This is a genomic window from uncultured Porphyromonas sp., from assembly GCF_915070105.1.
Taxonomy (GTDB): domain Bacteria; phylum Bacteroidota; class Bacteroidia; order Bacteroidales; family Porphyromonadaceae; genus Porphyromonas.
Genome location: NZ_CAJZFJ010000020.1, coordinates 1 through 13,939, shown reverse-complemented (window position 1 = coordinate 13,939; position 13,939 = coordinate 1). Strand labels below are relative to the sequence as shown.

16 protein-coding genes are annotated in these 13,939 nt (G+C 50.6%); all 16 read right to left on the bottom strand.

Features of this window, described 5'->3' with window-relative positions:
- Nucleotides 1-2: 2 nt before the first annotated feature.
- Entirely contained in the window at nucleotides 3-1,016 is a 1,014-nt protein-coding gene (locus tag QZ554_RS03400) for a DNA-directed RNA polymerase subunit alpha (protein ID WP_297194394.1), read from the bottom strand.
- A gap of 22 nt (nucleotides 1,017-1,038) precedes the next feature.
- Entirely contained in the window at nucleotides 1,039-1,644 is a 606-nt protein-coding gene (gene rpsD / locus QZ554_RS03395; RefSeq protein ID WP_005468194.1) for a 30S ribosomal protein S4, read from the bottom strand.
- Nucleotides 1,645-1,949: 305 nt separating this feature from the next.
- Nucleotides 1,950-2,336, bottom strand: coding sequence for a 30S ribosomal protein S11 (gene rpsK / locus QZ554_RS03390; protein ID WP_297180157.1), 387 nt, complete (start codon nucleotides 2,334-2,336; stop codon nucleotides 1,950-1,952).
- A gap of 11 nt (nucleotides 2,337-2,347) precedes the next feature.
- Nucleotides 2,348-2,728, bottom strand: a complete 381-nt coding sequence (gene rpsM, locus QZ554_RS03385; protein ID WP_297194392.1) for a 30S ribosomal protein S13 — start codon at nucleotides 2,726-2,728, stop codon at nucleotides 2,348-2,350.
- 39 nt (nucleotides 2,729-2,767) lie between these two features.
- Nucleotides 2,768-2,884: a type B 50S ribosomal protein L36 gene (gene ykgO / locus QZ554_RS03380; RefSeq protein WP_009433293.1), complete on the bottom strand. Its 117-nt coding sequence runs from the start codon at nucleotides 2,882-2,884 to the stop codon at nucleotides 2,768-2,770.
- 12 nt (nucleotides 2,885-2,896) lie between these two features.
- Nucleotides 2,897-3,115 carry a translation initiation factor IF-1 gene (infA, locus tag QZ554_RS03375; protein ID WP_005468188.1) on the bottom strand — a complete coding sequence of 73 codons (219 nt, stop codon included), beginning with the start codon at nucleotides 3,113-3,115 and terminating at the stop codon, nucleotides 2,897-2,899.
- A 16-nt stretch (nucleotides 3,116-3,131) separates the two neighbouring features.
- Nucleotides 3,132-3,920 (bottom strand): type I methionyl aminopeptidase, encoded by a 789-nt coding sequence (map, locus tag QZ554_RS03370; RefSeq protein WP_297194390.1) that lies wholly within the window; start codon nucleotides 3,918-3,920, stop codon nucleotides 3,132-3,134.
- A gap of 1 nt (nucleotide 3,921) precedes the next feature.
- Complete coding sequence (secY, locus tag QZ554_RS03365) at nucleotides 3,922-5,262, bottom strand: preprotein translocase subunit SecY (RefSeq protein WP_297194388.1); 1,341 nt, start codon at nucleotides 5,260-5,262, stop codon at nucleotides 3,922-3,924.
- A gap of 6 nt (nucleotides 5,263-5,268) precedes the next feature.
- The gene (gene rplO, locus QZ554_RS03360; protein ID WP_297194386.1) at nucleotides 5,269-5,715 is read right to left on the bottom strand and encodes a 50S ribosomal protein L15; all 447 of its coding nucleotides are present in this window, start codon (nucleotides 5,713-5,715) and stop codon (nucleotides 5,269-5,271) included.
- Between the two features lie 28 nt (nucleotides 5,716-5,743).
- On the bottom strand, nucleotides 5,744-5,920 hold the full coding sequence (gene rpmD / locus QZ554_RS03355) for a 50S ribosomal protein L30 (protein ID WP_297178595.1): 177 nt from the start codon (nucleotides 5,918-5,920) through the stop codon (nucleotides 5,744-5,746).
- 37 nt (nucleotides 5,921-5,957) lie between these two features.
- Entirely contained in the window at nucleotides 5,958-6,482 is a 525-nt protein-coding gene (gene rpsE, locus QZ554_RS03350) for a 30S ribosomal protein S5 (RefSeq protein WP_297178592.1), read from the bottom strand.
- 12 nt (nucleotides 6,483-6,494) lie between these two features.
- Complete coding sequence (gene rplR / locus QZ554_RS03345) at nucleotides 6,495-6,839, bottom strand: 50S ribosomal protein L18 (protein ID WP_297178590.1); 345 nt, start codon at nucleotides 6,837-6,839, stop codon at nucleotides 6,495-6,497.
- 25 nt (nucleotides 6,840-6,864) lie between these two features.
- A complete protein-coding gene (gene rplF, locus QZ554_RS03340; protein ID WP_297194384.1) occupies nucleotides 6,865-7,416 on the bottom strand; it encodes a 50S ribosomal protein L6 in 552 nt (183 codons plus the stop codon).
- Between the two features lie 18 nt (nucleotides 7,417-7,434).
- Nucleotides 7,435-7,830 (bottom strand): 30S ribosomal protein S8, encoded by a 396-nt coding sequence (gene rpsH, locus QZ554_RS03335; RefSeq protein ID WP_005468179.1) that lies wholly within the window; start codon nucleotides 7,828-7,830, stop codon nucleotides 7,435-7,437.
- Nucleotides 7,831-8,320: 490 nt separating this feature from the next.
- A complete protein-coding gene (locus QZ554_RS03330; RefSeq protein WP_297194382.1) occupies nucleotides 8,321-10,510 on the bottom strand; it encodes an outer membrane beta-barrel protein in 2,190 nt (729 codons plus the stop codon).
- Between the two features lie 824 nt (nucleotides 10,511-11,334).
- Nucleotides 11,335-13,566 (bottom strand): peptidase domain-containing ABC transporter, encoded by a 2,232-nt coding sequence (locus tag QZ554_RS03325; RefSeq protein ID WP_297194380.1) that lies wholly within the window; start codon nucleotides 13,564-13,566, stop codon nucleotides 11,335-11,337.
- Nucleotides 13,567-13,939: the final 373 nt, after the last annotated feature.

Below are 13,939 nucleotides of genomic sequence, written 5' to 3'. Positions count from 1 at the left end.
AGTTAGTCATTATCTAAATTGTACTTGCTAACATCCATCCCAAAGTCTAGGTGCAGACGCTCCATGAGTTCGTTGAGCTCATCCATGGACTTCTTCCCGAAGTTGCGAAGCTTAGAGAGGGAGTCACGGTCCATCACCACGAGATCCGCTAGGGTATGGATCTCGCCAGCACGTAGGCAGTTGAGCGCACGTACAGAGAGATCCAGCTCGGTAAGTTCCTTGGATAGGAGCTCACGTACACGGGCTAGCTCTTCCTCGCTATCGACTTCCTCGGGGAAGAAGGCTTCCTCGATGGTTTCCTCTACCTCGACAGGATCCTGTACGAAGAGTCTGAAGTGATCGATGAGGATCTCTGCAGCCTCCTTGAGCGCACGCTGTGGATGGATACTACCATCCGTAGTGATCTCTAGGACGAGCTTCTCGTAGTCGGTCTTCTGCTCGACACGGAAGTTCTCTGCCCAGTACTTGACGTTGCGGATAGGGGTGTAGATAGAGTCGATGGCGATGGTCTGTAGCTCATTGGCCTTAGCTGTATCGACTATCTTCTCATCAGCAGGGACGTATCCACGCCCCTTGTTGATCTCGAGCTCGATGGTCAGCGAGTAGGCTTCATCGAGGTGACAGATGACGAGCTCAGGATTGAGCACCTGGAAGGAGGTTAGTCGCCCGTTGAGGTCACCAGCTACGAACTCCTTCTTACCAGAGATCGTCAGGCTGATGGTCTCGCCGAGAGCCTCCTCAGAGAGGGGGCGGAAGCGAACCTGCTTGAGGTTGAGAATGATGTTAGTTACATCCTCCAAGACACCCGGAATAGTAGCAAATTCATGATTGACACCTTCGATCTTGATGGTCGAGATGGCAAAGCCTTCGAGTGAAGAAAGGAGTATACGACGCAGGGCATTACCGACAGTGGTACCATAGCCCGGCTCGAGGGGACGAAACTCAAACTTAGCGAATGAGTCCGTCGCATCCATCATGAGGACGTTTTCGGGCTTCTGAAATGCTAATATTGCCATGTGAGTGAGATACTAGGGATTATTACTTAGAGTATAGTTCGACGATCAGCTGTTCCTTGATCTCTTCGGGGATGTCCTCACGAGCGGGGGCACTGAGGAACTTACCCGAGAGGGAAGCCTGATTCCACTCGAGCCAGCTGTAGCTGCTGTGGCTACGACCAGCAAGAGAGTCGGTGATGACCTCTAAGCTCTTCGCCTTCTCACGTACCCCGACGACCTGACCAGGCTTGAGGGTATAGGAGGGGATATTGACTACCTGACCGTCCACGGTGATGTGGCGGTGCGAGACGAGCTGGCGAGCAGCTGCACGAGTCTTCGCGATGCCGAGGCGGTAGACGACGTTGTCGAGGCGGCTCTCAAGGAGCTGGAGGAGGACTTCACCAGTAACCCCCTTAGTGCGCTGAGCCTTTTCGAAGAGGTTACGGAACTGGCGCTCGAGCACACCATAGGTGTACTTAGCCTTCTGCTTTTCCTTGAGCTGGATGCCGTATTCGCTCGTCTTGCGACGGCGGCTGTTCCCGTGCTGACCTGGAGGGTAGTTCTTCTTGGAGAGAACCTTATCCGCACCGAAGATAGGTGCGCCGAGCTTACGGGCGATCTTTGATTTTGGGCCTGTATATCTTGCCATTGTCTTCTATTGTTGGGCAGTACGAGCCTCCCGACGAGTCGGGGGATGGGAGCGTGGCAGGAGGCGAGGGTAGGAGGGCGGAGTGCAGCCGCGACCGGTTATGAGGAGAGGATAGATAATGAAAGTATAGCCAATCTATTCACCCATCGTCCCTCCTGAAGGATCCTAACAACCTATTCTGCTACTTCTCTGTCATGCTCTAGCGACCATCAGCTCCTTTAGGTAGGGGAAGTGGGAGGTAGAGCCTCTGCGATGTACTGCTATCTGTATGAAACTACTCTGTTATCTAAAGCGACTGACGAGGATTAGACACGACGACGCTTAGGAGGACGGCAACCATTGTGTGGCATTGGGGTCACGTCTACGATTTCGGTGACCTCGATCCCTGCACCATGGAGGGTACGGATAGCAGACTCACGTCCGTTGCCTGGGCCCTTGACGAAGACCTTCACCTTACGCAGACCGAGGTCGTAAGCGACCTTAGCACAGTCCTGCGCAGCCATCTGAGCGGCATAGGGGGTATTCTTCTTGGAGCTACGGAAGCCCATCTTACCGGCCGAAGACCAGCTGATGACCTGACCGTCGTTGTTGGTCAGGGAGATGATGATGTTATTGAAAGAAGAATGGATGTGAGCCTGACCCACAGCGTCGATCTTGACGACCTTCTTCTTTGCTACTACTTTCTTTGCCATATCAACGTCTATTACTTACTAGCCTTCTTCTTATTTGCGACAGTCTTCTTCTTACCCTTGCGTGTACGAGCATTGTTCTTAGTGCTCTGACCACGTAGGGGCAGACCGATACGGTGGCGGACACCACGGTAGCAACCGATGTCCATCAGTCGCTTGATGTTCAGCTGGACTTCGGAGCGCAGGTCACCTTCGACCTTGTACTCGGCACCGATCACCTCACGGATAGCGGCAGCCTGGTCATCGCTCCAGTCCTTGACCTTGATATTGCGATCGACCCCAGCCTTATCTAGGATCTTCGTAGCGCTGCTACGGCCGATCCCGAAGATGTAAGTCAAGGCAATTTCTCCTCGTTTGTTTTGTGGCAAGTCAACGCCAACAATTCTGATAGCCATACTTATCTTGTTCGTTTAATATAGTCCGATGGTTAGAGACTACCCCTGGCGTTGCTTGAACTTGGGGTTCTTCTTGTTGATTACGTACAGACGCCCCTTGCGACGAACGATCTTGCAGTCGGCGGTGCGCTTCTTGAGTGATGCTCTTACTTTCATATCTATGTAGGGTTATTTATATCTGAAGGATATACGCCCCTTGGTCAGGTCGTAGGGAGACATCTCTACCTTGACCTTGTCCCCTGGGAGGATCTTGATGTAGTGCATACGCATCTTCCCAGAGATGTGGGCGGTGATGACGTGACCATTCTCTAGCTCGACCTTGAACATTGCGTTCGAGAGAGCCTCAAGGATGACCCCGTCTAGTTCTATAGCTGCTTGCTTCGGCATATTAGTTATTACGAACTTAAAACTCCCTGTCCACTAAGACTTCCTTGATGAAGTCAAACGAAGAGAGGATATCGGCCTTGCCCTCGCGAATGGCGATGCAATGCTCGAAGTGAGCCGAGGGCTTACCTGTCTTTGTACGGACAGTCCAGCCGTCGTTCCTATCAAAGATTACATTCTTCGATCCCATGTTCACCATAGGCTCGATGCAGATGCACATCCCTGAGCGGAGCTCTGCTCCTGTACCACGGCGTCCGAAGTTCGGCACACCGGGCTCCTCATGCATATTCTTGCCTATCCCATGTCCCTCCAGTTCACGGACGATGTGGTAGCCACGTGCCTCGCAGTACTGCTGCACAGCCGAGCTAATATCACCCACACGCTTGCCTGCTACCGCCTGCTCTATACCTACATATAGAGACTCCTTCGTCGTACGAAGAAGGGCGAGAACCTCGGGAGATACCTCACCGACGGCGAAGGTATAAGCCGAGTCACCGGTGAAGCCAGCGAGTTTCGTCCCGCAGTCTACGGAGACGATGTCGCCCTCACGTAGGACGACCTTGGAGGAAGGGATGCCGTGCACCACATGGTCATTGACCGAGGTACACAAGCTCCCGGGGAAGCCATTGTAGCCGAGGAAGGCAGGAGTAGCACCGTTGTCACGGATGAACTCCTCCGCACGCTTATCTAGCTCTAGGGTCGAGACCCCGGGGGCTATGATCTTCGCTACCTCGGCGAGGGTACGACCGACCAACTGGTTGGCCGCACGCATGAGCTCGATCTCTTCGTTTGTCTTCAGATAGATCATCTTAGTAAGCAGCTACAGAGCCTGTACGTCCCTTGATGCGACCACTCTTCAGCAGACCATCGTAATGGCGCATGAGTAGGTGGCTCTCGATCTGCTGTAGGGTATCGAGTACGACCCCAACAAGAATCAAGAGTGACGTACCGCCGAAGAACTGAGCAAACTCTCCTGATATACCGATGATACGAGCGAAGGCGGGCATAATAGCCACGATCGCTAGGAAGAAGGCACCAGGCAGTGTGATGCGGTCCATGATCGTATCGAGGTAATCCTTCGTTGCCTTACCGGGCTTCACACCTGGGATGAACCCATTGTTACGCTTCAGGTCGTTAGCCATCTGCGAGGGGTTGATCGTGATCGCAGTGTAGAAGTAGGTGAAGAGCAGGATGAGGATACCGAAGACGAGGTTGTACCAGATGCTCGTATTGTCCGAGAAGGCACGTACGAAGCCACTGGCGTTATCCCCCTGCACCCAGCTAAGGATGGAGATAGGTACCATCATGATAGTCTGAGCGAAGATGATCGGCATGACGTTAGCGGCATTGACCTTCAGTGGGATGTACTGACGAGCACCTCCGTACTGCTTGTTGCCGACGACACGCTTAGCATACTGAACGGGGACACGGCGAGTTCCCTGAACGAGCAGGATAGCTCCAGCCATGACGGCAAGGAGGAAGACAAACTCGAAGAGGAGCCATACTAGTCCACCTGAGCCACCCGACACACGGGTACCCCACTCAGCGGTGAGAGCTACTGGTAGGCGGGCGATAATACCGATCATGATGATCAGCGAGACGCCATTGCCAAGACCCTTGTCTGTGATACGCTCACCGAGCCAGAGGACGAACATACTACCTGCCGCCATGACGATGATCGCATAGACGTCGAACCAAAAGCCGCTAGGTAGGGAAGCCCCGACCTGGCCGAGCTGATGATTGAGGTTCACCAGATAGGCTGAGCCCTGTACGAGTAGCAGGACGACCGTTAGATAGCGTGTCCACTGGTCGATCTTACGACGACCACTCTCACCCTCCTGCTGGAGCTTCTGGATAGAAGGCACAGCGATAGCAGCGAGCTGCATCACGATGGAGGCGGAGATGTAGGGCATGATCCCCATGGCGAAGATCGAGGCATTAGAGAACGCCCCCCCAGAGAACATATCTATCAGGGCCATCAGACCAGAGCTGGTCTGCTTATGTAGCGAGTCAAGCGCATTAGGGTCGATCCCCGGAATAACGATGAACGAACCTAGCCGATAGATTAGGACGAAAAACAAGGTGGTGAGGATGCGCTGGCGCAGCTCCTCAACCTTCCAAATGTTTTTCAGTGTCTCTATAAAGCGCATAAGCTACTAGAGTTTTACAGCACTTCCTCCCTGTGCGATGATAGCTGCTTCAGCGGACTTAGAGAAGGCATTAGCCTCCACTTCGAGCTTTAGGCTAAGCGTGCCGTTGCCGAGGATCTTCACGAGATCATTCTTACCTACTAGACCAGCCTCGATGAGGTCAGCCTTGGTGATACGGCTTAGGTTCTTAGCCTCTGCGAGCGTTTGGAGCGTAGAGAGGTTTACTGGAGCGTATTCTACACGATTGATATTCTTGAAGCCGAACTTAGGCAGGCGACGCTGGATAGGCATCTGACCACCCTCGAAGCCAATCTTCTTGGAGTAACCAGAGCGGCTCTTAGCACCCTTGTGACCGCGAGTAGATGTACCCCCGAGACCGGAGCCAGGACCACGACCGATGCGCTTACGCGTCTTCACTGAGCCCGCTGCGGGCTTCAAACTTGATAAATCCATTTCTCTGTCTTGCGTTTCTGGGTTAATATTACTCGACGATGCGGACGAGATGCTTGACGGCATTGACCATACCACGGATCTGTGGTGTGTCGTTATGCTCGACGATCTGACCTAGCTTCTTCAGCCCTAGAGCTTGGAGCGTGAGCTTCTGCACCTTAGGGCTCTTGATCTTACTGCGTACTTGCTGGATCTTTATCTGTGCCATTGTACTTGTGATTCTTTACCTAATGAATGATGCAGGACTAGCCCTTGAAGACCTTTTCTACAGAGACGCCACGGTTGCGAGCCACCATCAGAGGCGAGCGCATCTCTGCTAGAGCAGCGATGGTAGCCTTGACGAGGTTGTGAGGGTTCGAGGAGCCCTTGCTCTTAGCTAGGACGTCATGTACCCCTACGCTCTCTAGCACGGCACGCATAGCACCACCAGCCTTTACTCCCGTACCGGCAGATGCAGGCTTGAGGAAGACGCGGGCACCGCCGAAGCGAGCGACCTGCTCGTGAGGGATTGTACCCTTGTGGATGGGCACCGTGATGAGGTTCTTCTTTGCAGCTTCTGTACCCTTGGAGATAGCGGCGGATACTTCGCCAGCCTTACCAAGACCCCAGCCGATACGTCCGTTTTCGTCTCCGACGACGACGATAGCAGCGAAGGTGAATGTACGACCACCCTTAGTCACCTTGGTGACACGATTGATAGCTACGAGGCGTTCGACGAACTTGTCCTTTCCTTCAAACTCTCTAGCTGACTTGGAGCGATTATCTGACATTGCGATACAAGATTAAAAGTTAAGACCTGCTGCACGAGCTGCATCAGCTAGCTCCTTCACACGGCCGTGGTAGAGGTAACCATTACGGTCGAATACTACGGTGGAGACACCTGCAGCCTGTGCGGCCTTGGCGACCTCTGTCCCGACGAGGGCAGCGATTTCCTTCTTCGTCCCCTCTGCACTGAGCTTGAGCGAAGACGCACTCGCTAGGGTTACCCCAGCCACGTCATCGATCACCTGTGCGTAGATCTGCTTATTGCTTCGGAATACAGTCAGGCGTGGGCGTTCTGCCGTACCGCTGATCTTGGCACGTACACGCGTCTTGATCTTCTGTCTTCTTGCTTCTTTCTTCAACATGATTGCTTTATACGTGTTTTAGCGGTTACTTACCTGCGCTCTTACCTGACTTACGGCGGATGATCTCACCCTCGAAGCGGATACCCTTACCCTTGTAAGGCTCTGGCATACGGAAGGAGCGGATCTTGGTGCACACCTGACCGAGGAGTTGCTTGTCGGCGCTGGTGAGGATGATCAGAGGGTTCTTGTTACGCTCTGTCTTCGTCTCTACCTGAATCTCCTTAGGGAGCTGTAGATAGACGTTGTGCGTGAAGCCGAGGCTAAGCTCTAGGATCTGACCTTGGTTGGAGGCACGATAGCCGACACCAACGAGCTCAAGCGTCTTGGTGAAGCCCTCGGAGACACCGACGATCATATTATGGATAAGAGCACGATAGAGACCGTGGAGTGAACGCTCCTGACGATCATCGCTGCTGCGGCTGACGACGACATGGTCGCCCTCTACGGCGACAGAGATGCGGGCATCGAAAGCCTGTGTTAGCTCACCCTTGGAGCCCTTGACGGTGACGACCTGATCCTTGACGGAGACGGTAACGCCTGCTGGGATGCTTACGGGAAGCTTACCTATTCTTGACATAGTATATACCTCCTTCTTTTAGTAGATGTAACATAGCACTTCGCCACCCACCTTGAGCTGCGAAGCCTCCTTATCGGTCATAACACCTCGTGAAGTAGAGAGGATAGCGATACCGAGACCATTGAGTACGCGGGGCATCTCACGATAGCCTACATACTTACGAAGACCTGGACGAGAGACGCGCTTGAGTGCCTTCAGTGCGTTTACACGACCTGTACGATCATACTTCAGTGCGACCTTGATCGTGCCCTGTGGACCATCTTCGACGAACTTGAAGTTGAGGATGTACCCCTTGTCGAAGAGGATCTTCGTGATCTCTTTCTTTAGATTAGACGCTGGGATCTCGACCACTCTGTGGCCAGCCTTCACTGCATTACGCAGGCGCGTCAGATAATCTGCAATAGGATCTGTCATTAATGTTGAGAATTAAATTGATCTGGACGACCCAGACAATATTTAAACATACTGCTTGTTGCTCCTTGGCATGAGACACAACACATTAGGGTGTAGATACCCACACAAAAAGCACGCAAATTTACGAACTATTTTCCATACATGCAACTACCACAGCCACACGCATATCGTATCAACTCGCCACCACCTCCTCTCGCTCCCCCAACGAGTCCTCCCTTCACTCCCTCCCTCGAGGGTAAAATGCTCCCCAATAAGCCTAAGCCACACCGACAAATCCTCTCCCTAACCCACTATATTACAACAACAAGGTGCATACCTCCTTATCAAGACAACATGCCCTAGCCCCATCCCACACAATAAGCCTCCATAGCTACGCAACATCTAGGGTCATCCCCCTATCCTGGATACCTATATATTATAGAAGAAGCCAGAAGATCCACCCCAGGGGCGGGAAGAGCGACCTCTACCCGCCCCTGGGATGGATCACTAACTATAGGTCAGAGCGCTTGACATCATCTAGGGAGAGGGGCGATGTGGTGAGAGCCTTCATGGGGCGCTTTGCCTCGCCTCCGAAGTGATAGGTGAGCCCTAGAGAAACATTGGATTGAGATATACGAGTCTCTTTCCGCTGGACGATCCCTCGGAGGAAGGTTGTCTCGGTCATCCGCTCACCCCAGCCAAAGGGTGCCTTCACTTCAATGCTGACATCTAGCTTACCTGCGAAGAAGCTCTTCTGTAGGAGGAGCATCAGTTGAGGCTCCTCCACCTGCTGATGGGATAGACTCCGGGAGAGTCCATCAGCAGAGAGATCGAGACTGGCCAGCCAGCCCTTAGGGTGATAGTAGTTCACACTCCCACCCCACTCTAGACTCCAGCCACGAGTACCATAGCTCAGGGTACGGGCACGATAGGAGGGAGTGAGCCGATAGTCGGCATACGTAGCACCGATGTAGAGGTTGAGGCTAAGCTGGTTGCTCAGTAGAGCTGTGCTATAGTTAAGTGTCGTACTCAGCTCATCCCCTATCCCAGCATTCCCATAGGTAAGCACATTGGGCTGGTTCGTATAGACCGAAGTGATGAGGTCTGAGGCATGCCAGTAGGTGCTCTTCAGGCTCAGCGAGTGTCGCCCGAACTGCTTCGAGAACGAGAGAGCCCAGTTATCGGTATACTGTGGGCCTAGGTGGGGGTTGCCCTGTCGTTGCTCCAGCTCATTCCGATAGAACACCCTCGGGGAGAGTAGATCTGCACTCGGGTGCTGCACACTATGCCCATAGCGTATCCCGATCGTATAGCCCCCGAGCTCGTAGCTGAGTGACAGCGAGGGGGTAAAGGTGCTGTAGCTATACAGCCGATCCCGCCCATACTCGCCCCACTGCCCTGTGAGAATGAAGTAAAGGCTCAGATCCTCGAGTAGGGAGACATTATCCCGCACATAGGCTCGTAGCTGTCTATTGCGGTAGGGAGCAAGCCCATCATACAGGTTATTACGCCCCAGACGCCCTCCGAAGCCGACCCCGAGGCGGTGTGTCAAGCCGAGTAGAGAGAGTTGGTTATGTTCGTAGACGATCTCCGCTAGCGCATCACGGCTATTGACCCTATCGGCCATCCCTCTGAGGTCGGTATCGTTACCGAGCATCCATAATCCATAGCTTTTGAGTAGTAGCCGATTATTGCTCCCCAGTTTATAAGCCAGCAGGAGGTTCACAGCATGGCGCATCTGGTTCTCTCGTATCTTTCCAGAGGTCACCATTCCCTGCTGCTTCACCTGGCTATTGTGCCAGCTCTGTAGCCCAAAGTGGGCATAGGTTAGCGTCCCTCTTAGGCGGGGGGTGAGCTCGGCAGTAGCGAAGACCTGCCCTCCGGTCTGTAGCACCTTGGCCCTATTATATATAGAGAGCTCGGGGTGACCATTGCGGTAGATATGAAACTCGGGGGACTGATGGCTATAGGTAGCCGAGGCATTGGCGATAATATCCACCGCCCTACTATACAGGGTAAGGCTCGGAGTTAGACTCCAGCTGGGACGGAGTAGGCCTCCGCTGAGGTCAAGATCCCCCTTGAGGACAGGATGCTCTGCCTTCTTGCGATAAATATAGATCGCTCCACCCTCTCCCGAGCTATTGTGATCCATGTAGCGCACCTCGACTCGGTCAATATCTGCAGCCTCTAACGTACTCAAGAACTTCGGGTCCACAGGCACCTCATCTACATAGATCGTAGCACTACCCCGAGCCCCAATGAGCGAGAACACCTCCATCCGAGTGATGACCCCAGGTAGCCGCTTAAGCGCAAGGGACGCCTTAGCCTTCGGGGGCAAGCCCTGCATGGAGATCCGGTAGGTCGTGCCCTCAGCGTCCGTCTTGACACTGGAGCGAGAGGCGATGATCTCAACCTGTCCTAGCTCCACCTCGGTGAGTCGAAGGGTATACTGTAGCCCTTGCTGTAGGGCTACGGTATGCTCCTGCTGTCCATAGCCCTCGGCGAGCACCCAGAGGTGGAGGCTATCACACCCTGCGGGGACGTCTGCCGTGAAGATCCCTGCTGGGTCAGTCTTCCCGAGGTAGATCGTATCACGACAGCACTCTACCCGTACGGATGCCGAAGCGACAGGTTGCTCGGAAGGGGAGAGGACACGCAGACGGAAGACCCGCTGCCCGAGACTCGGGGTGATATAGGACATTACGACTAAGCAAAGGAAGAGAGATGGGATAAGATGTAAGTGATGTGTAGACATAAGATATTTCTCTTTCTAGAATTAAAACATGTATTTCCTTGGCTCGAACGTGGAAACACTCCGAAATCATAAAAGGATCTCGAAACGCTCCTTGCATATATTTTATTGGCTACCAATTCACAAACACATTGAGTCACTCCTAGCCCCATAGCTATTCAGTATCCTCAACTAGCCACTCTACAACTGTCCCCTATTTAGAAAAGTATTCATCCAATAATATTACAGAGCATAGATATGATTGTTTCTACTCACAATATTCAATATTAGCCAGTCAAGGGGCTGAAGTTCTTCGTCCAAGCATGTATGAGAGCAGACTCCCAGAAGAGTGTATAAGTTTAAAATCCACAGTCTGTCCTTCGGCCCTACATAGATCTGATACCGCAAAACGACAATAAGCATTCTGCTGTCCTAATGTATCACGCTCTGGATAGAGTTGGAGTAGATGCCCTTCAATGAACAAATCATATCCAATTAAAAAAATCTGCATATCATTCGCCATCGAAAGTCGTTTCTTATCAAAGTGAAGGGGAAGAAGAACCACCACACTATCCAAGGGGCTCATATGCGGAACTTGATGCACGATCACTGTGCCAAAATAAACCTGTTGATAGGGATAGTGATAAGTTATACCTATCAAAAAAAATAATATGAGCCCAATAATACCGATGCTATAACGGATGAGAGAGGGGGGGACTTGCCCTATGACTTTTCGTGGCTTCTCACTTCGTAGCTCTATTCTTTGCGGTTGTTCTTTAGTCTTTACCTCCATTTCAGTTTCCAAGTTCAAGTTGATTTTTAACCAAATGAAAATATGAGCCTCTCTTCGCTATCAGCTCATCGTGGGTACCAATCTCAACAACCGAGCCTTGATCTAGAACGACGATCTGATCTGCATTACGAACTGTCGACAGGCGATGCGCAACTACCACAACTGTTTTACCTGCATAAAAGGAGAACAAGCTCTCTGTTATAGCACGCTCGTTGTATGCGTCTAAGGAATTCGTTGCCTCATCTAAGAAAACGAACATTGGGTTCTTATATACAACTCTGGCAATAAGAATACGCTGACGTTGTCCTTGACTAATCCCCTGTCCATCCTGTCCAATGACAGTATTGTAGCCAAGAGGTAGAGCCTCAATGTAGTCTGCAATATGTGCCACCTGTGCCGCTTGCCGGATACGCTCAATATCAGGTTCATCATCTGAAATTGCAATATTCCGAGCTATGGAATCTGAGAATAGATAGCCCTCTTGCATCACTGCACCACACTGGCCTCTCCACCAACTCAAAATACATTCTTTCAGATGGTTACCCCCTACTTGAATATCTCCAGCGAGAGGCTCATAGAAACCTAAAAGGAGCTTTATCAATGTCGTTTTTCCACTTCCACTTGCCCCTACAATCGCCGTAACCTTCCCATTGGGAATATAAAGGTTGATATTAGACAGTATGTCATGGGAACTATGAACATCATACCTAAAGGAAAGGTTGTTCACACTTATGGAGTATGCATCTGAGGAGCCTGCTGTATATGTATTCAGCTGTCGCCCCACATCCTCCTCTTTTGATTCTATCCGGACTTCATTCATTCGATCAATGCTTATACATACATCTTGCCATGAGTGAACAAATTGAACCAGAAGGTCTACAGGGCTATTAAGTTGTCCAATGATATACTGTACAGAGAGCATCATACCTAGAGTCATTTCTCCTTGAATAACAGCTGTAGCAGCTATTACGGTAATAATAACATTCTTAATCTCATTGATCATAACTCCCCCTATCTGTTGTACCTGCTCTAGATGTAGGACCTTCAGATTAATGCTAAATAGGTCAGCTTGTACATCCTCCCATTCCCAACGTTTCCGCTGTTCACAGCCCTGCAATTTGATCTCTTGCATACCTTTAACCAGTTGGTAGGTCACGTTGCGACTACGACCAGCTTGTTCGAAAACCTTATAATCTAGCTCTTTCCTCTTTGTATAGAAAACAAAGATCCAACCTACATACAACAGAGTTCCACAAAAGAACACAAGGAAAATACCCAAACTATAAGACACTAAAATAATACCAAAGATCACAATAGAAAAGAAGGAAAACACAAAAGTCAAGCTACTAGAAGTCAAAAACTTCTCAATCCTCCTATGATCTTCGATGCGCTGTAAAAGGTCTCCCATCAATTTTGTTTCAAAGAACACCATTGGGAGTTTCATCAACTTGATAAAAAAATCTGATATAAGCGTGATATTAATCCGAGTGGAGATATGCAACAGGATCTTTGCTCGAACAAAATCAACCGCAGTTCGACTAAAGATTAACATCAATTGTGCAAGTAGTACCAGCCACACAAAGCGAATATCCTTTCCTCCGATACCAATGTCTACTATTCCCTGTGTAAGAAGAGGAAAAACTAGTTGCAACAAAGAGCCAAGGAACAAGCCTAACACTAATTGTATGAAGAAGTGTTTATACTTTGCAAGGTAAGCACACAGAAGTGATTGGCGAGAAGGAGAGCTATGCATCACCCTATCCTGCCCCCCTTCATTCTTCAAAAGCTCATAAAACCTCTCGGTGGGCTCAAGTAGAAGTACTATGCCTTTTTCCTTCCCATCTGCCACTGTGCTATTCCAATGCTCACAGAACTCCTTTCGTGTATATATGATAAGTCCTTTCCCGGGATCAGCAACATGAATTGAGAACTCCCCTTTACCCTGTGTCTTGATTCTGTGGATGACAACAAAGTGATTCTGATTCCAATGGGCGATACAAGGGAGAGGGACATCTCGCACAAAAGCCTCAAACGAAAGACTTCCTCCAATCGTTCTAAATCCAATCTGTTCTGCCGCTCTACTGATACCTAACAGAGACACACCATTCCTATTCATCGAACAGGCGGCTCGTAACTTCTCCCTGTTCATACATAACCCATAATGCTGGGTGATCATTGCTAAACAAGCAGCACCACAATCCATCGAGTCATGCTGCCTTACAAAAGTCTTCATACTAGTCCTCGTCTATGGGATAGTGACACCAACATGGCCGTTCAAATGAGAAGAGCCCTCTGTGCGTAGTATATCGACAGTCAAGACAGGCATACCTGAGTTCACAATCCTTACAGCCATCAATCAGATCCTTAGAAACCATCCAACATTCTTGAAAAGATGCAGATGAAACTATCTTAACGAAAGAGGGATGAGCAAAGACTGAGCCATACCTTTGCTCGGAGAACAAGCAGTTTGATATACTTCCATCCCTAAGGATGGTAAGCTTCCTGTACAGACAGTTATTGTATCTCAATGACTCATCATAGAAGCGACGATTTAAGATCAATCTATAATCAGAGTATGTACACGAATCCAAATCTAGACTTTTATG